19 protein-coding genes are annotated in these 19,810 nt (G+C 69.1%); 9 read left to right on the forward strand and 10 right to left on the reverse strand.

Annotation, left to right across the window (positions count from 1 at the left end; all coding sequences use genetic code 11):
* Positions 1-194 precede the first annotated feature (194 nt).
* The 4 genes from C8C96_RS02440 to C8C96_RS02455 form a co-directional block, all read right to left on the reverse strand.
* Positions 195-1,640: an MFS transporter gene (locus C8C96_RS02440; RefSeq protein WP_121941307.1), complete on the reverse strand. Its 1,446-nt coding sequence runs from the start codon at positions 1,638-1,640 to the stop codon at positions 195-197.
* A 149-nt stretch (positions 1,641-1,789) separates the two neighbouring features.
* Positions 1,790-2,275, reverse strand: coding sequence for a DUF1579 domain-containing protein (locus C8C96_RS02445; protein WP_370107346.1), 486 nt, complete (start codon positions 2,273-2,275; stop codon positions 1,790-1,792).
* Between the two features lie 36 nt (positions 2,276-2,311).
* On the reverse strand, positions 2,312-3,019 hold the full coding sequence (locus tag C8C96_RS02450; RefSeq protein WP_233584134.1) for a glutathione S-transferase family protein: 708 nt from the start codon (positions 3,017-3,019) through the stop codon (positions 2,312-2,314).
* A complete protein-coding gene (locus C8C96_RS02455) occupies positions 3,016-3,444 on the reverse strand; it encodes a VOC family protein (RefSeq protein WP_099731825.1) in 429 nt (142 codons plus the stop codon). The genes C8C96_RS02450 and C8C96_RS02455 overlap by 4 nt, the downstream gene beginning before the upstream one ends.
* A 112-nt stretch (positions 3,445-3,556) precedes the next feature.
* On the opposite strand from C8C96_RS02455, the gene C8C96_RS02460 reads away from it, so the two are divergent.
* Entirely contained in the window at positions 3,557-4,222 is a 666-nt protein-coding gene (locus C8C96_RS02460; RefSeq protein WP_121941309.1) for a TetR/AcrR family transcriptional regulator, read from the forward strand.
* Positions 4,223-4,349: 127 nt separating this feature from the next.
* On the opposite strand, the gene C8C96_RS02465 is transcribed toward C8C96_RS02460, so the two are convergent.
* Complete coding sequence (locus tag C8C96_RS02465) at positions 4,350-5,336, reverse strand: YafY family protein (RefSeq protein WP_121941310.1); 987 nt, start codon at positions 5,334-5,336, stop codon at positions 4,350-4,352.
* A gap of 138 nt (positions 5,337-5,474) precedes the next feature.
* Here C8C96_RS02465 and C8C96_RS02470 point away from each other — a divergent pair, with 138 nt between their 5' ends.
* A complete protein-coding gene (locus C8C96_RS02470; RefSeq protein WP_121941311.1) occupies positions 5,475-6,203 on the forward strand; it encodes an NIPSNAP family protein in 729 nt (242 codons plus the stop codon).
* Between the two features lie 50 nt (positions 6,204-6,253).
* Positions 6,254-6,790, forward strand: coding sequence for a hypothetical protein (locus tag C8C96_RS02475; protein WP_121941312.1), 537 nt, complete (start codon positions 6,254-6,256; stop codon positions 6,788-6,790).
* A 100-nt stretch (positions 6,791-6,890) separates the two neighbouring features.
* On the opposite strand, the gene C8C96_RS02480 is transcribed toward C8C96_RS02475, so the two are convergent.
* Entirely contained in the window at positions 6,891-7,802 is a 912-nt protein-coding gene (locus C8C96_RS02480) for an oxidoreductase (RefSeq protein ID WP_056742927.1), read from the reverse strand.
* Between the two features lie 157 nt (positions 7,803-7,959).
* Here C8C96_RS02480 and C8C96_RS02485 point away from each other — a divergent pair, with 157 nt between their 5' ends.
* A complete protein-coding gene (locus C8C96_RS02485) occupies positions 7,960-8,943 on the forward strand; it encodes a LysR family transcriptional regulator (RefSeq protein WP_121943838.1) in 984 nt (327 codons plus the stop codon).
* Between the two features lie 178 nt (positions 8,944-9,121).
* On the opposite strand, the gene C8C96_RS02490 is transcribed toward C8C96_RS02485, so the two are convergent.
* The gene (locus C8C96_RS02490) at positions 9,122-9,919 is read right to left on the reverse strand and encodes an SDR family oxidoreductase (RefSeq protein WP_121941313.1); all 798 of its coding nucleotides are present in this window, start codon (positions 9,917-9,919) and stop codon (positions 9,122-9,124) included.
* Between the two features lie 141 nt (positions 9,920-10,060).
* Here C8C96_RS02490 and C8C96_RS02495 point away from each other — a divergent pair, with 141 nt between their 5' ends.
* Both C8C96_RS02495 and C8C96_RS02500 read left to right on the forward strand, forming a co-directional pair.
* Positions 10,061-10,987 (forward strand): LysR family transcriptional regulator, encoded by a 927-nt coding sequence (locus C8C96_RS02495; protein ID WP_121941314.1) that lies wholly within the window; start codon positions 10,061-10,063, stop codon positions 10,985-10,987.
* Positions 10,988-11,063: 76 nt separating this feature from the next.
* A complete protein-coding gene (locus tag C8C96_RS02500) occupies positions 11,064-11,765 on the forward strand; it encodes an aspartate/glutamate racemase family protein (protein ID WP_121941315.1) in 702 nt (233 codons plus the stop codon).
* Positions 11,766-11,771: 6 nt separating this feature from the next.
* On the opposite strand, the gene C8C96_RS02505 is transcribed toward C8C96_RS02500, so the two are convergent.
* Positions 11,772-12,752 carry an alpha/beta hydrolase gene (locus C8C96_RS02505; RefSeq protein ID WP_121941316.1) on the reverse strand — a complete coding sequence of 327 codons (981 nt, stop codon included), beginning with the start codon at positions 12,750-12,752 and terminating at the stop codon, positions 11,772-11,774.
* A gap of 37 nt (positions 12,753-12,789) precedes the next feature.
* Positions 12,790-13,362 (reverse strand): hypothetical protein, encoded by a 573-nt coding sequence (locus C8C96_RS02510; RefSeq protein WP_121941317.1) that lies wholly within the window; start codon positions 13,360-13,362, stop codon positions 12,790-12,792.
* Positions 13,363-13,619: 257 nt separating this feature from the next.
* Here C8C96_RS02510 and ompR point away from each other — a divergent pair, with 257 nt between their 5' ends.
* Both ompR and C8C96_RS02520 read left to right on the forward strand, forming a co-directional pair.
* Positions 13,620-14,384 carry a two-component system response regulator OmpR gene (ompR, locus tag C8C96_RS02515; RefSeq protein ID WP_121943839.1) on the forward strand — a complete coding sequence of 255 codons (765 nt, stop codon included), beginning with the start codon at positions 13,620-13,622 and terminating at the stop codon, positions 14,382-14,384.
* Positions 14,381-15,757 (forward strand): ATP-binding protein, encoded by a 1,377-nt coding sequence (locus tag C8C96_RS02520; RefSeq protein ID WP_121941318.1) that lies wholly within the window; start codon positions 14,381-14,383, stop codon positions 15,755-15,757. The genes ompR and C8C96_RS02520 overlap by 4 nt, the downstream gene beginning before the upstream one ends.
* A gap of 123 nt (positions 15,758-15,880) precedes the next feature.
* On the opposite strand, the gene C8C96_RS02525 is transcribed toward C8C96_RS02520, so the two are convergent.
* Positions 15,881-17,839, reverse strand: coding sequence for a sigma-54-dependent Fis family transcriptional regulator (locus C8C96_RS02525; RefSeq protein ID WP_121941319.1), 1,959 nt, complete (start codon positions 17,837-17,839; stop codon positions 15,881-15,883).
* A 313-nt stretch (positions 17,840-18,152) separates the two neighbouring features.
* Between C8C96_RS02525 and C8C96_RS02530 the strand changes: the two genes are divergently transcribed.
* Positions 18,153-19,676 carry an aldehyde dehydrogenase family protein gene (locus C8C96_RS02530; RefSeq protein WP_015016223.1) on the forward strand — a complete coding sequence of 508 codons (1,524 nt, stop codon included), beginning with the start codon at positions 18,153-18,155 and terminating at the stop codon, positions 19,674-19,676.
* The last annotated feature ends 134 nt before the right edge of the window (positions 19,677-19,810 follow it).

Consider the following 19,810-nt stretch of genomic DNA (forward strand, 5'->3'; position numbering starts at 1 on the left):
CGGGCAGCACGCCTGCCAAAGATAAGGCCAGCGGCCGCTTTCAGAAGTGCGCTGGGTGGAACAGTGCGGTGCGGCATACAGGACAGTGCCGCACCGCGGGCGCACACAACTTCGCCACCATTTCAAGCCAAAATGACTGCATGCGCTAGTGGAATATGCCCGATCAGCTATCAATTAAATAGCGCCCTATCTCCTCACACGGCACCCGCGTGGGAAGGCGCAGCGGCGGACGGCTGCGGTGCCGGGCGCAACACGAAACCACCCAGCACGGCGGCCACCAGCGAGCACAAGGCCGACACCCAGAATGCCAGCTGGTAGCCTGCATTGAGCGCCTGCTGCACACTGGCCCCGGCCTCGCGCAGGTGGTCGGTGCGCGCATCGGCCAGGCTGGCCAGAATGGCGAGGCCCAGCGCGCCGCCCATCATGAAGGCCGTGTTCACCACCCCCGAGGCCAGCCCCGAGTCTTCGGGCTTCACATCGCCCATGGCGGCCAGCAGCAGCGGGTTGAGCGCAATGCCGGCGCCCACGCCCAGCAGCAGCATGCCGGGAAGCACGTGGACCACAAACCGCCCCTCGGTGGGCGCCAGCGCAAACAGGGCCAGGCCCACCGCCGCCAGCAGCAGCCCCCAGCCCATCGTGCGGCGGATGCCAAAACGCATCACCACCCAGGCCGACAGCCCCAGCGAGCAGCCCGCCATGATGAGGTTGGACGGCAGGAACGCCAGGCCCACCTGCATGGCGTCGTAGCCCAGCACCAGCTGCATGTACAGCGCCGACAGAAAGAACCACGCAAACATCGACGCCGCCCACAGCACGCCCACCACGCTGGAGATGGCCAGGTTGCGCAGCCGCAGCAGCGGCAGGGGCACCAGCGGCGCAGCCACATGCGACTCGATGAACAAAAACGCCGCCAGCAGTGCCGCCGCAGCCCCCAGCAGCCCCAGCGACTGCAGCGAGGTCCAGCCCGCCGCGTTGCCGTTGACGATGGCGTACACCGCCAGCATCAGCGACGCGGTGATGGTGAGGGCGCCCGCCACGTCCAGCCGCTGCCCGTGGGCCTGCCCCTTGCCGCCCGGCAGCAGCGCCAGGCAGGCCAGGTAGATGGCCACGCCCACGGGAATGTTGACCAGAAAGATCCAGTGCCAGCTCAATGCGCTGGTGAGCACCCCGCCCAACAGCACCCCAATGCTGCCACCCCCGGCACACACAAAGCCGTAGACACCCATGGCGCGCGCACGCTCGCCGGGCTCGGTGAACAGATTCATGATGAGCGACAACGCCACGGCCGACACCACCGCGCCGCCCACGCCCTGCACCGCGCGCGCCGCCACCAGCAGCCCCTGCGTATTGGCCAGCCCGCAGGCCAGCGATGCGATGGTGAACAGCGTGATGCCCGCCAGGAACAGCCGCCGGTGGCCGTACAGATCGCCCAGCCGCCCACCCAGCAGCAGGCAGCCGCCAAAGGTAAGCATGTAGGCGTTGACCACCCACACCAGCGAGGTTTCGGTAAAGCCCAGGTCGGCCTTGATGCTGGGCAGCGCGACATTCACGATGGTGGTGTCGAGCACGATCATCAGCTCGCCCAGGCACAGCAGGATGAGTGCGGGCCAGCGTGCGCGGCCTTCGATGCGGAGGGTCATGGGACAGCGGAAATCAGAAGAGATGGACAGCGCAGTGTGTCACGCGCGTTGCGCTTGCGGCGGGCGGAGTGCCATGCCAGTGCGCCTGTGGAGCTGGCTCCGCCAGTCCAACGGGTGCGTCCCCCTCCAGGGGGAAGCCGCGCAGCGGCTCAGGGGGTTTTCGTGTACTTGGCTTGCATGAACTGCTTCCAGCTGCCGTCCGGCTGCTGGCCGAATGAGGTGAGCGTGCGCTCGTTGGTGGTGACCATGGTGATCACGTCGCGGTAGCGCACGGTGGCGCCATCGTTCTTGAAGCTAGGGCCTTCGGTCTCCAGCGTCAGCACCTTCTGGTCCGCATCGAGCGTGCCACGGTACACCCACAGGTGGGTCATCATCGAGCCCACCCAGGTGCCGACGAACGCCTGCTGGTCCAGGTCGTAGCCCAGCGTCATCAGCATGCGGGCCTCGCCGCCCCCACCGGGCATGGAGCCCACCCCTTCGCAGAGCACCCACAGGCTGCCCAGCGCGCGCACTTGCTCGGTGCCCCGGCTTTGCGCGGGGGGCTGGTCCGGACCCATGTCGGCCATGGATTCGCAGGTCCAGTCGCCCAGCAGCTGCTGCAGCCAGCGATGCATGGCGTGGGGTTCGGGGTTCATCATGGGATGCTCCTGGTGTCGTGGTGCGGGCGCTGCTCAGTCGCGGTCGGGCGCCCCGAGCGGAAAGTAGTGGCGGTAGGGGCGCCCGCCTTCCACCGCGCGTGCAAACGAGGGGCGTGCCAGCAGCCGGGCACGGTACGCGCGCAACTGCGGGTAGGTGGCCGCGATGGGGTGCGTCCAGTCGGCATAGAACAGCGAGGGCGCCGCTGCGCAGTCGGCCAGCGAGAATGGCTCGCCCGCCGCCCAGGTGCGCCCTGCCCACATGCCCTCCAGCCAGGCGTAGGCTTTCTCCAGCTTCTCCGCAGCCCAGGCCACGCCTTCTGCCTTGCGCTCGGCGTTACCGGTCAGCGCGGCATTCACCGCGTGCTGCACCGGGGCCATCACGTGCAGGTCAAAAAAGCGGTCCATGAATCGCACGTCCAGTGCCGCCCGGGGGTCGGCGGGAATCAGCGGCACAGGCCCCGGGTGCGCGAGCTGCAGGTGCTCGATCACGATGCTGCTTTCGACCACCGTGTGGTCACCGTCCACCAGCACCGGAAACTTCGCCAGCGGCCAGTGGCGCAACCAGTCGGCCGAATGGCTGACGGGCTCTGCGGGGTCAAGATTGAGCAGTTCGAACGGTGTCCCGTTCTCGTACAGCGCGATCAGCACCTTCTGGGTATAGGACGAAAAAGGATGACCATAGAGAGCGAGCATGCGGGTTCCTGTGGGGAAGTCGGCGGTGGTGATGGCGATTGCACTCATTCAGGGGCTACCACCATCCAGGGCACGCCAAAGCGGTCGGCCACCATGCCAAACGCCTGCGAGAAAAAGGTCTTGGTGAGCGGCATCTGCACCTTGCCACCATCGGCCAGCGCATCGAAATAACGTTTGGCATCGGCCGCATTGGCGGGGCTCAGCGCCAGCGAGATGCCCTGGAAGCTGGCGTGGCCCGAGCCCATGCCGTCCGACGCCATGATCTGCGTGTCGCCCACGGTGAACGAGGCGTGCATGACCATCTCGGGCGTGGGGCCCGGGCCGCTGCCATCGGCGCAGCCCTCGCCGGCGGCGGGCTCGGGGTTGTCCTTGTAGCGCATGAGCATGGTGACTTGGGCGCCCAAAGCGTGGCGGTAAAACTCCAGCGCTTCATCGCAGCGGCCTTCGAACATCAGGTAGGGCTCGACTTTCATGGGGGTCTCCTGGGGAACATGGACGGGGCAGAAAGGGTTTCGGCGCGCAATTGTGAACACCGTCCACAAACAATAACAAAGATAATGGACAGTGTCCACATCCCAACGATCCATGACCGTAAGCACCCGCAACAGAGCTGCCCCCTCCAGCGCACCCGCCGCACGCGCCACCTACCGCCACGGGGATCTGCACCGTGCGCTGCTGGACGCGGGCATCGAACTGGCGCGCCAGGGCGGGCCGGATGCGGTGGTGCTGCGCGAGGCCACGCGCCGCGCGGGTGTGGCGCCCAATGCGGCCTACCGCCATTTCGCCAACCGCGACGACCTGCTGGGCGCGGTGCGCGCCGCAGCTGTGGCGAACGCCGCGCGGTCGATGGAAGCCGAGCTGGCCCTGGTGCCCACCACCGGCACGCCCACCGAGCAGGCCCACGCCAAGGTGCGCGCCGTGGGCGCCGGCTACCTGCGGTTTGCGCACACCGAGACAGGGCTCTTTCGCACCGCCTTCGGTGGCCGCTTCACGGTGCAACAAACCCCCGACCCCGCCATGGGCGGTGCCACGGGGCTCAACCCCTTCCAGCACCTGAGCGCCGCACTGGACGACCTGGTGGCCGCGGGCGCCCTGCCGCCCGGGCGCCGCCCCGGCGCCGAATACCTGGCCTGGTCCACCGTGCATGGCATGGCGCTGCTGGCCATCGACGGGCCGCTGCGCGGCACGCCCCAACAGATGCTGGACCTGCTGGGCCAGCGCCTGCTGGACATGGTGGAACGGGGGCTGTGAGCGCACCGCGCACGCCGGGTCCACTCAAGAACTGCCCTGGAACAGGCTTCGATGGTCCTATGGGCCGGTAGCGCCCACAAACAATGCCTTTGCCGCTATCTAATTTGCAGCAGATACTTCCCGTGCCTCATCCGGCCGCCAGCCCATACAGCCGCGCCGTGGCCTGCACCCGCGCCACCAGCGCGCGGCGCAATGCCACGGGCCGCAGCACTTCCACCTGCGGCGACAGCCGCATCAGCTGCCCGCAGGCATGCTCCACCGACTCGATGGGGATCGTCACGGCCGTGCGGCCGTCCTTGCGGCGGGACGGAGGGGTGGCGGCCACCGCTCGGGCCACGGCGCTGCTGAGCGCGCGCAGACCGCGCAACCCTTCGGGCGTGGCCAGCAGTGCGGCCTCGCCCGTGTACAGGCCTGACTCAAAACGCCGGATCGACGCGGCCCAGTAGCCCGGCAGGTCAAAGCGTGCGGGGCGCCTGGCTGGTTGGTCCAGCGCTGTGGCCGCGAGGATGTTCGACACGCGGTAGGTGCGGGGCCCGCGCGTGTCGGCTCCCGTGGGCAAGGCCACCAGGTACCACACACCCGCTTTCAGCACCAGGCCCAGCGGGCTCACCGTGTGCTCTGCCGTGCGCGCCCAGCCCTCATAGCGCAGGGTGATCTGGTGGCCGCTCCATACGGCGGCTGCCACCGTGGGCAAATGCGGCGTGGGGTCGCTCTCGCGGTACCAATCCACGGGGTCCAGGTGCAGGCGCGTGCTCACGCGCTGCGCGTCGTCGCGCCAGGCGGCGGGCAGTGCGGCCAGCAGCTTCAGGCGCGCCCCCGCCACATCGCCGCCCAGGCCCAGGTCCTGCGCAGGGCCGGGCAGGCCGCTCAAGAAAACGGCCTGCGCCTCCGACGGCGTGAGGCCTGTGAGCGTGGTCTTCCAGCCCGGCAGCAGCGCAAAGCCACCATGGCGCCCCCGCTCGGCATAGATGGGCACGCCCGCAGCGCTGAGCTGGTCCACATCGCGGTACAGCGTGCGCACCGACACCTCCAGCGCCTCGGCCAGCGCCTGCGCGCTCATGCGGCCACGCGTCTCCAGCAGCATCTGAAGGGACAACAAACGGCTGGCGCGCATGGGTTTTGGCAGGGGTGGTGCAAAAAGACAGGACACCAAAGATAGCGCAAATACCTGCCATGGGTTGGCAGGTATCGGTGCGCACACTGCAGGCCTGTCTTGGCCTTGTTGCCCTCCCTACCTTTTCAGGAGCCCCCAATGCTCACCACCGATCCCCACGCCATCGTCGAACTGCGCCAGTACACCTTGCACCCCCAACAGCGCGAGGTGCTCATCGACCTGTTCGACCGGGAGTTTGTGGAAACCCAGGAGGCGCTCGGCATGCGCGTGCTGGGCCAGTTCCGCGACCTGGACCGGCCCGACCGGTTCGTCTGGCTGCGCAGCTTTGCCGACATGCAGGCGCGCCACCGCGCGCTGGAGGGCTTCTATGGCGGCCCCGTGTGGGCGGCACACCGCAACGCCGCCAATGCGACCATGATCGATTCGGACAACGTGCACCTGCTCTGCCCCGCCTGGCCCGGCGCCGCGGCGGCCCTGCCACACCATGCAAGGCCGCAGCCCGGCGCGCAGGGTGCCACCGCTGGCGTCCTGCAGGTCACCGTGTTGCCGTTGCGGGAACCCGCCACACCACCACTGCTGGACTTCTGCCGCCACCGCATGACGCCCACCCTGCAGCGCGGTGGCGCGCGCCAGATCGCCTGGTTCTGCACCGAGCCCAGCCCCAACACTTTTGCCCGCCTGCCGGTGCGCGAAGGCGAACCCGTGCTGGTGGGCCTGGCCCTGTTTGGCGACGAGGCTGCGCTGACATCGTTTACCGACAGCGGGGCCTGGGCGCGTGACGTGGTGCCCGGTCTTGCGCCCTGGCTGGCGGCAGAGCCCGAGGTGCTCCGCCTGCAGCCCACCGCGCGTTCGGCGCTGCATGCGTGACGCACCGCACACCTCTCCCCCTGACGCATCAACCACCACGGAGCCCCACCATGTCCACCTCAGCCCGCCTCACTCCCATCCCGTCGCCCACCGTGGCGCCCAGCGCTGCGCGCGACTTCGATTTCCTCATGGGCCCCTGGCGCATTCGCAACACGCGGCTGGTGCGCAGGCTCGCGGGCTGCCACGACTGGGAGGTGTTTGACGCCACGGGCACCGCACGTCCATTGCCCGGTGGCATCGGCAACTTCGACGACTTTACGCCGCTGGCATGGAAGCCCGGCTACGTGGGCATGGCACTGCGTGTGTTCAACCCCGTCACGCAGCGCTGGAGCATCTACTGGCTGGACAACCTCACGGGCGGCCTGGACCCGGCCAACGGCCTGCTGCTGCCGCCCGTGGTGGGCGGCTTCCAGGGCGGTGTGGGCCTGTTTGAAGGCGAGGAGCTGTTCGAAGGCCGCCCGGTGCGCGTGCGCTTCGAATGGTCGCAGATGCACACCGGCGCCCCGCGCTGGCAGCAGGCGTTTTCGGACGATGGCGGCGCGACCTGGGAGGTGAACTGGGTGATGGAGTTTGCACGGCCTGTGTGAGCGTGGTCAGCCCCCAGCACCAGGCCCAAAAATGGGAGACCCAACAGCCCCTGCGGCCTGATGGCAGGGTGCTGCCAGCTACCCCAAGAGGAGCAGGGACTCACGCCGCCTGAAGCGCGGCTTCCTGCACCGGGAAGTCTGTGGACGCAGCCACCGCACGCCACTGCGCTGTCTCTTTAGCCACAAAGGCATGTTTGTCGGCAATGGTTTGGAGCGTGTCCGTGCCCAACGGCAGGCGCAGCGGCGGCGTGGGGCTGGCCACCAGCTGCATCACGGCCTGGGCCAGGCGCACCGGGTCGCCGGGCTGGTTCAGGTTGATGCGGCGGGCGGCCTCGCGCACGGCACCGGCGCTCTCGGCGTAGTCGTCCAGCACCCGGGGCGACACGGCCAGCGAGGCGCTGTCCAGAAACTCGGTGCGGAAGTACCCCGGCTCCACCACGGTGGCGTGGATTCCCAGCGGCGCCAGCTCGGCATGCAGCGCCTCGGTGATGCCCTCGACCGCGAACTTGGTGGAGCAGTACAGGCCAAACCCGGCGGCCGACTGCACGCCGCCCAGCGACGAGATGTTGACCACATGCCCGGCGCGGCGCGCGCGCATAGCGGGCAGCACGGCGCGGGTCACATGCAGCAGGCCGAACACGTTGGTGTCGTACAGGCGCCGCACCTCGTCGGCGGTAGCCTCTTCCACCGCGCCCAGCAGGCCGTAGCCTGCGTTGTTGACCAGCACGTCGATGCGGCCGAAGCGGTCGAGCGCCGCGCCTACGGCATGGCGGGCCTGGGCCTCGTCGGTCACGTCCAGCGCCAGGGGCAGCAGGGCATCGTGTGCGCCCAAGCGCTTTTCGACCGAGGCGGCATCGCGTGATGTGGCGATGACGGCATCACCCTGGGCCAGCGCGGCCTCGGCAATGCGCGCGCCGATGCCACGCGAGGCGCCGGTGATCAGCCAGACGCGGGGGTAGGAAGAACGGGTGGTGGGAATGGCTGTGGTGGGGGTGGTGTGTGCGGCGTTCATGGTTGGTCCTTGAGGTGGTGTTGAGCAATGGGCGGCGCCCATGGCGGTGAACTTTAGGCAAGCCATTGCCATGCGAATAGCCCATAATCTCTGGATTCATTCGCAAGCAATGCTTGCCAATTCACTGCACACCCACCACGCAAAATGCCTGCCCACCATGGCCATCAATGAACTGCGCGCCATCGCCAACTTCGTCAAGGCCGCCGAGCTGGGCAGCCTGCGCCAGGCGGCGGCCGCGCAGGGCATCACGCCACAGGCGTCCAGCCAGCTGCTGGTGCAGCTCGAATCGCACCTGGGCGTGCGACTATTCCACCGCACCACGCGCAGCCTGAGCCTGACCGAAGAAGGGCGCCAGTTCCTGGCCTCGGCACAGCCGGGCCTGGCCACGCTGCAGCACGCGGTGCAGGGCGCGCGGCGCGGGCGCGAGGCAATGGCAGGGCCGCTGCGCATCGTGGCGCCGCGCTCCATCCTGCTGGAGGTGATCTGGCCGGTGCTGCACGAGTTCTGCCGCCGCCACCCGCTGGTGGAGCCCGATGTGCAGCTGGACGACCGCATCGGCAACTGGGTGGAAGACCGCGTGGACGTGGGCTTCCGCTCGGGCTACCCGCCCGAGGGTGGCGTGGTGGCGCGGCGGCTGCTCACGCTGCAGCTCATCGTGTGCGCCGCGCCCGCCTACATCGCACGCCACGGTGCGCCGGCCAGCATCGACGACCTGGCGCAGCACCGCTGCAGCGGCTTTCGCCATGCGTCCACCGGCAAGCCCATGCCCTGGGAGTTCCAGGTGGGCGACGACATCGTGGCGCGCACCATCCACCCCACCTTCTGCACCAACGACATCGAGGTGGAGGCCCGAGCGGTGCTGGGCGGCCACGCGGTGGGTCAGCTGGTGGGCGTGACGGCCGCGCCGCTGGTGCGCAGCGGCCAGCTGGTGCCGCTGCTGCCCCAGCATGTGGCGCAGCACCTGGCGCTCTACGTGTACTACGGCAGCCGCACGGCGCTGCCAGCGCGCGTGCGGGCCTTCATCGACCTGGCGGTGGAGATGGTCGCCAACAACCCCGCCTACCTGCTCGCGCCCAAAGAGCTGGCGACCCACGGCCCGGCTGTACAGAAAAAGCCCCGGGCGCGAAAGCCCACGCCTTGAGCGCCGTGCTGACAGCTCAGAAGGTGTGAACGGATCCGGCGTGTCCGAGCAGGCCGCTAAAACACGGCCGGTCTAGGCGCAAAGCACAGCCATAGCGCGGGCTATGGCGAGCATTTGCAACGACGAGCGGGCGTGTTTTGGCGGGATGAGCGGGCATGATGGGTTCGTTCACACCTTCTCAAGCCGCAAAGCCGCCGTCGATCAGCAAGCTCGCCCCCGTCACCATGCCCGACTCCGGGCCGGCCAGATACGCCACCATGCCCGCGATCTCATCGGGGTGGGCATGGCGGCTCAGGGCCATCAGGCCGTGCATGTCGCCCGCCATGGGGCCGTCAGCGGGGTTCATGTCGGTGTTCACGGGGCCGGGCTGCACGTTGTTCACCGTGATGCCACGCGGACCCAGGTCGCGCGCCAGGCCCTTGGTCAGGCCCACGATGGCGGCCTTGCTCATGCCGTACACGCTGAAGCCGGGCCATGGCACGCGGTCGGAGTTGGTGCTGCCGATGGTGATCACGCGGCCATAGGCACCGCCCTGGCCCATGTGGCGCACGGCGGCCTGGGTGGCTACGAACACGGCGCGCACATTGACGTTAAGCGTGTGGTCAAAGTCGGCCAGCGCAAAGCTGCCGATTTCACCCGCGATGGCGACGCCCGCGTTGTTGACGAGGATGTCCAGGCGGCCCAGGTCGCGCGCGGCGCGGTCCACCGCCTGCGTGAGGGCAACGGCATCGGCGCTGTCGGCCTGCAGGGCAAGGGCCTTGCCACCGCTCGCAGCAATATCCGCCACCAGAGCCTGCGCGGGCGCTGCGGAGCTGCTGTAGGTGAAGGCCACGGCCGCCCCGTCGCGCGCCAGGCGCCGCACGATGGCCGCGCCAATGCCGCGCGCGCCGCCGGTGACGAGCGCGACCTTGCCCGCCAGCGGGCGGCCAGGCGATGAAGGGGCGGAGACCGGGGATGTTTCAGACACGGAAGACATGGTGTTGTTTCTCCAACGAGATGCATGCAGAAAATGGTTCGCAACCGAACCGGGAAGACCTGCAGTGTCAGAAAAACACTCATGCTCCGGTAGCCATGAATGGGCTGTATATCCTTCAACCCTTGGTTGAAAATACACCGCATGCAGCCCCTCAGCCACCTTGAATCCTTCGTACAGTCCGCCCAGGCGGGCAGCTTTTCGGCCGCCGCACGGCTCATGGGCCTGACGCCCGCCGCCGTGAGCAAGAACGTGGCGAGGCTGGAGGCCAGCCTGAGCGTGCGGCTGTTCCAGCGCAGCACGCGCAGCCTCACGCTGACCGAGGGCGGGCAGCGCCTCCTGGCGCAAGTGGGCCCGCCACTCACCGCACTGGCCGATGCGGTGGACCACGCGGCCGAGGCCGAGCAGCAGCCTGCGGGCACGCTCAAGGTCAGCATGGGCCAGGCCTTTGGCCGCGCGTACCTGGTGCCGCTGCTCACCGAGTTCCTGCAGCGCTACCCGGCCATCCAGCCCGACTGGCGCTTTGAGAACCGGCAGGTGGACTTGATCGGCGAGGGCTTTGACGCCGGCATTGGCGGCGGCCTGAACCTGAACCCCGACATGGTGGCGCGCACGCTGGGTCCCATCCACCTGGTAGTTGTGGCAGCGCCTGCACTGCTGCAGGGCCGCAAGCGGGCACCACGCCACCCGGCGGACCTGGCGCAGTGGGATGGCATTGCACGGCGCAACATCCGCACCGGGCGCATCAACCTCACCACGCTGCGCAACAAGGCGGGCGATGCCGCCCCCGTGGAGCTGCGCCCGCGCGTCGTGTTCGACGACCCCGAGGCCATGTGCCAGGCCGCGCTGATGGGCCTGGGCCTGGCCGTGCTGCCCATGCCGTTTGCGCAGCCCTGGCTGGCGCGGGGCGACCTGGTGCGGGTGCTGCCCGGCTGGTGGGCCGATGCAGGGCCGACCTCGCTGTACTACCCCAGCAAGAAGCTGCTGCCCGCCCGCACCCGGGTGTTTGTGGACTTTGTGCTGGAGCAGTTCAGCACGCGCGGGTTTGCGCAAAGGGTGCGTGGAGACTGACGGACACAGCGCTGGGGCCAGGCCAAGGCAGCGCGGTGGCAATAATGGGCCTTTGCAACCGCTCTGGACCACCGTCATGCCCCAACACATCGGCATCGTGGGCTGCTCCGCCGAAGGTGCCGCCCTGTGTTACCGCACCCTGTGCGCCGAAGGCGCCGCATTGCTGGGCCGCCCGCATGCGCACCCCGAGGTGACGCTGCACACGCCGTCGCTGGCCGACTATGTGGACTGCCTGGACCGGCATGACCTGCAAGGCGTGGCCGACCTGATGCTGGCCTCCGCCCACAAGCTGGCGCGTGCAGGCGCAGATTTTCTGATCTGCCCCGACAACACCATTCACCAGGCGATGGACCGGGTGCTGCCCCACTCGCCGCTGCCCTGGCTGCACATTGCCGAGGTGGTGGCGGCCGAGGCGGCAGCGCGCGGCCACCGGCGCCTGGCGCTCACCGGCACGCGCTGGCTGGTGGACAGCAGCGTGTACCCCGATGCGCTGCAGGCCCGGGGCCTGCAATGGGTGCGCCCCACCGAGGCCGAGCGCAGCGAGATCAACCGCATCATCATGGACGAGCTGGTGCCCGGCGTCATTCGCCCCGAGGGCGTGGCCATGTTCCAGCAGATCATCGCCCGCATGCAGCGCGAGGACGGCTGCGATGCCGTGGTGCTGGGCTGCACCGAGATCCCGCTGATCCTGAGCGACGCCAACTCCCCGCTGCCCACGCTGGACTCCACCCGCCTGCTGGCGCGTGCCGCGCTGCGGCGGGCCGTGCAAGCGGACTGAACGCAACTACTTGAGCAGCTGCGCCACCACCGAATCCAGCGAGGCCATGAAGGTCTCCACGGCCCGCGTGTAGGCGCTCTCCAGGCCCAGCTGCGCGTTGATCTCGCCGTGGGTCAGCTCCTGCGGCAGCACCTCGGCACGGCCGCCCAGGTCGCGCACGCGGCGGGCCATGCCCTGGGCCTGCAGGCAGGGGTGGTCGGGGCGCTCGGTGGAACAGACCAACTGGAACGGCGGCACCGGCCCCGACAGCGCGTGGTACGGCGACACTGCGGCCCAGAACAACGGGTTGGCACCCATCACCTCGTCATAGAACGGGTAGTGCGGCGCGGTCATCACCACCGGCACATTGAGCGCCGCGCTGTCCAGCGACACCGTGCCCAGCCAGGGCCAGGCCCCCTCGCGCTGGGCCAGGGTGGGCGACGCATTGATGAGCGACACCAGGTGCGCGCCCGCTGAATGCCCCATCAGGATGAACCGCGACGCATCGGCGCCCCAGCTGGCGGCGCGGCTTTGGGCGGCGGCCAGTGCCATGGCCACGTCCTGCGCCTCCTGCAGCACGTTCACGGCGGGGTACAGGCGGTAGTTCACCGAGATGAACACAAAGCCCTTGGGCACCCAGCGCGCCACCTTCTCCTGCACCACGCGGGACATGGCCTTGTCGCCCGTGCGCCAGGCGCCGCCATGCACCATGAAGATCACCGGAGCGCGCGAACCGCTGGCCACCGCAGCGCTGCTGGCGCCACCGCCAGCGGCGGGCAGGTAGACATCCATGCGCTGCAGCGGGTCTGCGCCATAGGGCACATCGGCCACGCGCTGCACACCGGCTGGCAAGGCCGCAGCGGTGTCGCGCACCTGCGCGAAAGGCCCCAGCCCCCGCAGCTGGGCGTGGGCGGGTGGGGTCAGCACAGCGGCGAGCGCACACAGCGCTGCGCCCAGGCCTGTGCGCAGGGAGGCGAACGCGGAGAGCGGGGTGGATGGACGGGACATGCGGGATCTCCTGGCTCAATGAATGGAAGGTAATGGATCAGGGCCGCGCAGGGCAGGCCATGGGGGCGCCGCTGGCGTCAAAGCAGCTGGCGCTGCGGGTGCGGCCGGTGTCCTCGGTGTACGAGCTGCTGGTCTGCACGCTGTTGCCAGTGGCTGCGCTGGTGGCCGTGGTGGTGCGGCCCTGGGTCACGCTGCCGTCGGCGCTGCGCGTAGCGGCGCCCGTGCTCTGCAGCGTGCCCCGGTCGCCCTGTGCGGCCAAGGTGCTGCTGTGGCTGGCCGCGCCATCGGCATTCCTTGCGCTCTGGCCCTGGCGCACCGCCGTGGCGCCGTTCGGGCCCACCACGGTGGCGCCGCTGCGCACACTGCCGTGGCCCTGGCCGTCGGTGGACACGCTGCGGCCGCGCAGCACGCCCCCACCGCCCGGCGCTGCGCGGACCACGCCGGTGCGGGCGGTGGTGCTGCTGTCGGCGTTGTGCTCCACCGTGTGGCGGCTGCGTGCGTTGGCATCGTTCGCTGCCAGAAGCAACAGTGCCGCCACGGCCAAGGCGGCCAGCAGCATGGCGCGGTAAGTGGCAACGGGGGCAGTCGGTGTCGGGACGGAAGGGAACATGGCGGTCGGCTCCTTGCAACAGAACAGGGGGTACGAAGCAGCGGGGTGCTGCGCTGGCCTGAACTATGGCCACCAGGTATGAGCCAGTTGTGGCGCCCGCTGCACGATGTATGACAAAGCATGACAAACCACCGGTACGTGTCATGCGTTGTCATGCACCGGAGCACCTGCCCGCGCTGGCACCCGGTGTTTTCGGCCCTACCATTGGCACGCAGCCTTGGCTGCACCCACCCGCTGCCACACCCACACACCGCCCCATGACGGAAGCCTTGGCCAAGATCCTGGTCGCCGACGACGAACCCGACCTGCGTGCGCTGCTGCAGCGCTACCTGAGCGACCAGGGCTACAGCGTACGCACGGTCGATGGCGCGGGCCCGCTCGATGTGCTCCTGCAGCGCGAGCGCTTTGATGTGCTGGTACTCGATGTGATGATGCCGGGCGAGGATGGCCTGTCGATCTGCCGCCGCCTGCGCGCGCAGGGCGAGACCATTCCCATCCTGATGCTCACGGCCAGGGGCGACCCCGTGGACCGCATCGTGGGCCTGGAGATGGGCGCCGACGACTACCTGCCCAAACCCTTCAACCCGCGCGAGCTGCTGGCCCGCATCCAGGCCATGGTGCGCCGCCAGCGCCTGCTGGGTGCACACACCGGGCCGCGCCAGACGGGCGGGCACATCGCGTTTGGCGCATTCACACTGTGGCTGGACGAGCGCCGGCTGGAGCGCAACGGTGGCGAGGGCGGCCAAGGTGCGCAAGACGTGCCCCTGACCACGGGCGAATTCGCGCTGCTGCAGGCGCTGGCACAGCAACCGCACCGGCCCCTGGGCCGTGACCGGCTCATCGCACTGGCCTATGGCCCCGACCACACGGCCACCGACCGCAGCATCGATGTGCAGGTGATGCGCCTGCGCAAACTCATCGAGGCCGACCCCGCGCAGCCGCGCCACATCCGCACCGTGTGGGGCGTGGGCTATGTGTTTATGCCGGATGGCGCAGCGCCGGGCGGCGGAGGCAAGGCATGACACCCTCTGCCACACCCCAGGCCGCCGGGGGCTGGTGGCCGCGCAGCCTGCTCGGGCGCAACCTGCTGCTGATGGCGGTGCTCATCGTGCTGGGCCAGCTGGTGGCGGCCGTACTGGTGCGGCAGATGATCTTTCAGCCCCGCGTGGCACAGGTGGCCGATGGCGTGGCGCGCAATGTGGGCGCGCTGCGCGCAGGGCTGCAGGCACTGCCCCCGGCACAGCGGGCCGCATTTGTTGAGGCCTTCAACCAGCAGGCCGTGCGGTCGGCCCCGCCGGCGGCAGCGGAGAACGCTGCGCGGCGTGCGCTGCTGTCGCCCATGGAGCGGCAGTTTGTGCAGGCGGTGTCGCGCCGCCTGGGGGCGGACGATGCGGCAACAAGCACATCGCAACCCGTATGGCGCCGCGACAGCACGGGCGTGCTGGCCCTGCGTGTGGTGCACCAGGGGCCGGAGGGAGCGGAGACTTATTGGCTGAACCTGCCCAGCGTGTTCCCCACGCGCGAGTTCACCGGCGCCTGGCTGGCCGCCACGCTGGCCAGCATGCTGCTGGCGCTGCTGGGGGCCTGGTGGCTGCAGCGGCACATCAACCGCCCGCTAGCGCAGGTGGTGGCAGCGGCCCGGCAGCTGGCGCAGGGCCAGACCCCTGCGCCGCTGCCCGAGGACGGCCCCGAAGAAATCGCCACCGTGGGCCGCAGCTTCAACCACATGGCGCACAGCCTGGCCGCAGCCGAGCAGGAGCGCGCGCTGATGCTGGCCGGTGTGTCGCACGACCTGCGCACTCCACTGACCAAGCTGCGCCTGGGCGTGGAGATTGCCGGTGCGCAGGTGGATGCGCCCCTGGCCGCGAGCATGGCCCGCAGCATCGACGAGATGGACGGCATCGTGGGCCAGTTTCTGCAGTTTGCGCGCAGCGGTGAGGCAGAGGTGCCCACCACGGCATCGCTCAACGACCTGGCCCAGGCCGTGGCCGAGGCGCAGGCCGACCATGGACGCACCGTGCGGCTGGCGCTGGACACCCTGCCCGACGTGCCGGTGCGCCCCCAGGCCCTGCGCCGCGCGCTGGACAACCTGGTGGAAAACGCCTGGCGCCACGGCACACCGCCGGTGCTGCTGCGCACGGGGGCCGATGCTGACGGGGTGTGGCTGGAAGTGCAGGACCAGGGCCCGGGCATCGCCCCGGCAGAGCTGGACCGCATCCGCCAGCCCTTTGCGCGCGGCGATGGCGCGGCGCGTTCCGGCGCCCCGGGCGCGGGGCTGGGCCTGGCCATTGTGGAGCGCGTGGCGCGCAGCCACGGCGGGCGGCTGGAGCTGCACAGCGCGCCGGGCGCGGGGCTGCGGGCGCGACTGGTGCTACCTCTCGGCGGACAGGCCTGAGGCCGCCGGGCGCGCCCAGGGCACGCTGCGCACTGGGAATTCAGCCAAAAGTGCCGCAAGCGCTAGTGCAATATGCGGTAACAGCTCTCAAATCGATAGCAATCCAGTGAGTCCGGCAGACCCTCAGGCCACCGGCATCTTCAGTTTGCGGTACAGCGTCTGGCGGCTGATGCCCAGCTGGCGCGCGGCCTGCGACATGTTGCCGCGTGCGGCCTGCAGCGCCTGGTCGATGGCAGCCTGGGACAGCTGCTGCAGGCTCAGGCTGGCTGGCGGGCCGTCCACACCAGCGCCCGCTGCGGCATCGCTGCGCGGGCTGGAGGGCACCGCCGTCAGCGCCTGCACCAGGTCGTCGGGCATGTGCTCCCAGCCCAGGGTGTCTTCGCCCTCGGCCAGCATGGCGCAGGCGGTGCGCAGCACGTTGGCTAGCTGGCGCAGGTTGCCGGGCCAGGGGTAGGCGGCCAGACGGGCCAGCAGGTCGGGCGCCACCTGCACCTCAAAACCCAGGCCCTGCTCGGTGGCCAGGTCGGCCAGCAGGCGCTGCAGCAGCGCTACAAAGTCGCTGCGCTCGCGCAGTGCGGGCAGCTGCACAGTGAGGCCGTTGATGCGGTAGTACAGGTCTTGCCGAAAGCGCCCCTGTTCCGCTGCCTGCATGAGCTGGTTGTGCGTGGCGCAGACCAGTGCAAAGTCCACCGGCACGGCCTTGCTGGCGCCCACGGGCGTCACGCTGCGCTCTTGCAGCACACGCAGCAGGCGGGTCTGCAGGGCCAGCGGCATGTCGCCGATTTCGTCGAGAAACAGCGTGCCGCCATGGGCCTCGCGCAGGCGGCCCAGGTGGCCCTCCTTGCGCGCGCCGGTGAAAGCACCGGCCACATGGCCGAAGAGTTCGGATTCGATCAGGTGCTCGGGAATGGCTGCGCAGTTGATGGCCACAAACGGCGCATTGCGGCGCGGGCCGCTGGCGTGCAGCGCGCGCGCAAACACCTCCTTGCCCACGCCCGACTCGCCCTGCACCAGCACCGCAATCGGTTTGCCCACCACGCGGCGGGCCTTGTCGGCGGCGGCGCGCCAGCGGGCGTCGCCGGTGTCCAGCTGGGCCAGGGCGTCTTGCTGGGACACTGCGGCCGCCGTAGCGGCGGGCCGTGCGGGGGTGGCGACCCAGGCGGCGTCCATCTGCACCTGGGCAAACAGCAAGGCGCCTTGCAGTGTGCGCAAAGCCTGCGGCTGCTGGGGGCGGCGTTTGTGGTGCGAGAGCAGGTCATCCAGCCGCACGTCCAGCACCCGCTCCAGCAAGGTGGCGCCCACGTCCCCCGCATGCAGGCCCAGCTGCGCCAGGGCCACGCGGTTGGCACCCACGATCCAGCCGTCGGCCGACACGGCCACGATGCCCTCGGCCACGCTGCCAATGCCCTCGGGCGCGCTGTGCAGGTGCAACCGGATGTTGCGTTTGCAGGCGGCCGCCAGCAGGCGGTTTTCGATCATGCGGGCGGCCGTGCTCACCAGGCCCAGCGTGTGGGCGTGGCCGTGGCGGTAGTCGCCCGAGATGTCGAGGATGCCCAGCAACTCGCCCGTGGCCGACAGGATGGGCGAAGCCGCGCAGGTGAGAAAGTTGTTGCGCTCCAGAAAATGCTCGCCGCCATGCACCTCCACCGCGCAGGCCTCGGCCAGCGCCGTGCCGATGGCATTGGTGCCCCGGTGGGCCTCGTGCCAGGAGGCACCGCTGGTCAGCGCCACGCGCTCGGCCTTGTCCACAAAGTACGGATCGCCCAGCGTGTGCATGAGCATGCCGCGCCGGTCGGCCAGCACCACCACGCTCTGGCTGTGGCGCACTTGCTCGAACAGGTATTCCATCACCGGCCGCGAATGCGCGAGCAGCTCGGGGTTGCTGGCCAGCACCTGGCGCAGCGTGCCGCTGCTGGGGTGGTCGATGGCCTGCGGCCGCCCGGTGGGCAGCAGGCCGGCCGCCATGCTGCGCGACCAAGAGCGCGCCAGGCGCTCGTCCACCAGGCCGCTGGGGCAGTGGCCAGAGTCCAGCAGGTGCTGGCGGGCCTGTCGCAGGGCGACGGGGGAAGTGTTGGGGCGCACGCTTTGTCTCCGTGCGGGCTCAGGGCGGCCCGCTTGTGGTGTGTGGGCCAGTATGGCGGGCTCCACGGCGCGGGGCAAGGGTGTGGGCGCAAGCAGTGTGCCAACTGTTCCATTTCGTGACAGGTGTCGCGGCCCGGCACACCGCGATGCGGGCGGCTGCAACAGGTGTCCGCCCTGGGCGGCCGAAAAAATCCAATGAAATCAACACTTCGCGCGCCGTGGCCTGCTGGCATGTGTTTTGAGTAAGGGGTTGGCATCGGACAGGCTCCACCGAGTCCGCCCGATGCACACAACCATCGCAGGAGACAACACCATGACCGTGTACGCAGCCCCCGGCGCCGCTGGCGCCAAGATCACCTACAAGCCCCGTTACGACAACTTTATCGGCGGCAAATTCGTGCCGCCCGTCAAGGGCCAGTACTTTGATGTCATCACGCCCGTGAGCGGCAAGGTCTACACCCAGGCCGCGCGCTCCACGGCCGAAGACATCGAACTGGCCCTGGACGCCGCGCACGCCGCCGCCGACAGCTGGGGCAAGACCGATGCCGCCACGCGCGCCAACATCCTGCTCAAGATCGCCAACCGCATCGAAGAAAACCTGGAGCGCCTGGCCTACGCCGAAACCGTGGACAACGGCAAGGCCATCCGCGAGACGCTGAACGCCGACATCCCGCTCACCGTGGACCACTTCCGCTACTTTGCGGGCTGCGTGCGCGCGCAGGAAGGTGCCTTGAGCAACATCGACGAGAACACGGTGGCGTACCACATCCAGGAACCGCTGGGTGTGGTGGGCCAGATCATTCCGTGGAACTTCCCCATCCTGATGGCTGCGTGGAAGCTGGCCCCCGCGCTGGGTGCCGGCAACTGCGTGGTGCTCAAGCCTGCAGAGTCCACGCCGATTTCTATCCTGATCCTGGTCGAGCTGATTGCCGACCTGCTGCCGCCCGGCGTGCTCAACATCGTCAACGGCTACGGCCGCGAGGCGGGCATGCCGCTGGCGCAGAGCAAGCGCATCGCCAAGATCGCTTTCACCGGTTCCACCAGCACCGGCCGCGTGATTGCGCAGGCCGCTGCCAACAACCTGATCCCCGCCACGCTGGAGCTGGGCGGCAAGAGCCCCAACATCTTCTTTGCCGACGTGATGGACAAGGACGATGCGTTTCTGGACAAGGCGATTGAAGGCCTGGTGCTGTTCGCATTCAACCAGGGCGAGGTCTGCACCTGCCCATCGCGTGCACTCATTCAGGAATCGATCTACGACAAATTCATGGAGCGTGTCTTGAAGCGTGTGGCCGCCATCAAGCACCAGAACCCGCTGGACACCGACAGCATGATGGGCGCACAGGCATCGAAGGAACAGCTCACCAAGATCCTGAGCTACCTGGACCTGGGCAAGCAGGAGGGTGCCGAAGTGCTGGCCGGTGGCGGCCAGGCCCACCTGGGCGGCGACCTGGAAGGCGGCTACTACGTGCAGCCCACGCTGTTCAAGGGCCACAACAAGATGCGCATCTTCCAGGAAGAAATCTTCGGCCCCGTGCTGGCCGTGACCACCTTCAAGGACGAGGCCGAAGCGCTGGCCATTGCCAACGACACGCTGTACGGCCTGGGCGCCGGTGTGTGGAGCCGCAACGGCAATGTGGCCTACCGCATGGGCCGCGCCATCAAAGCCGGGCGGGTGTGGACCAACTGCTACCACGCCTACCCGGCGCATGCGGCGTTTGGCGGCTACAAGGAGTCGGGCATTGGGCGTGAGACGCACAAGATGATGCTGGACCACTATCAACAGACCAAGAACCTCTTGGTTTCGTACTCGGAAAACAAGCTGGGCTTCTTCTAAGGGGTGGCGGTCCAAAAACCGTCCCTGGCGTCGTTGCTCCGTCTTGCCGTAGCGTTGCTACTGTCTGCGACGGAGACGCCTAGCCAGAAACGGCCTGTGAACCGCAGGACACGCTGCTGGCGGCGCGTTGTTCC

The organism is Acidovorax sp. 100, from assembly GCF_003688355.1.
Lineage (GTDB): Bacteria > Pseudomonadota > Gammaproteobacteria > Burkholderiales > Burkholderiaceae_C > Acidovorax > Acidovorax delafieldii.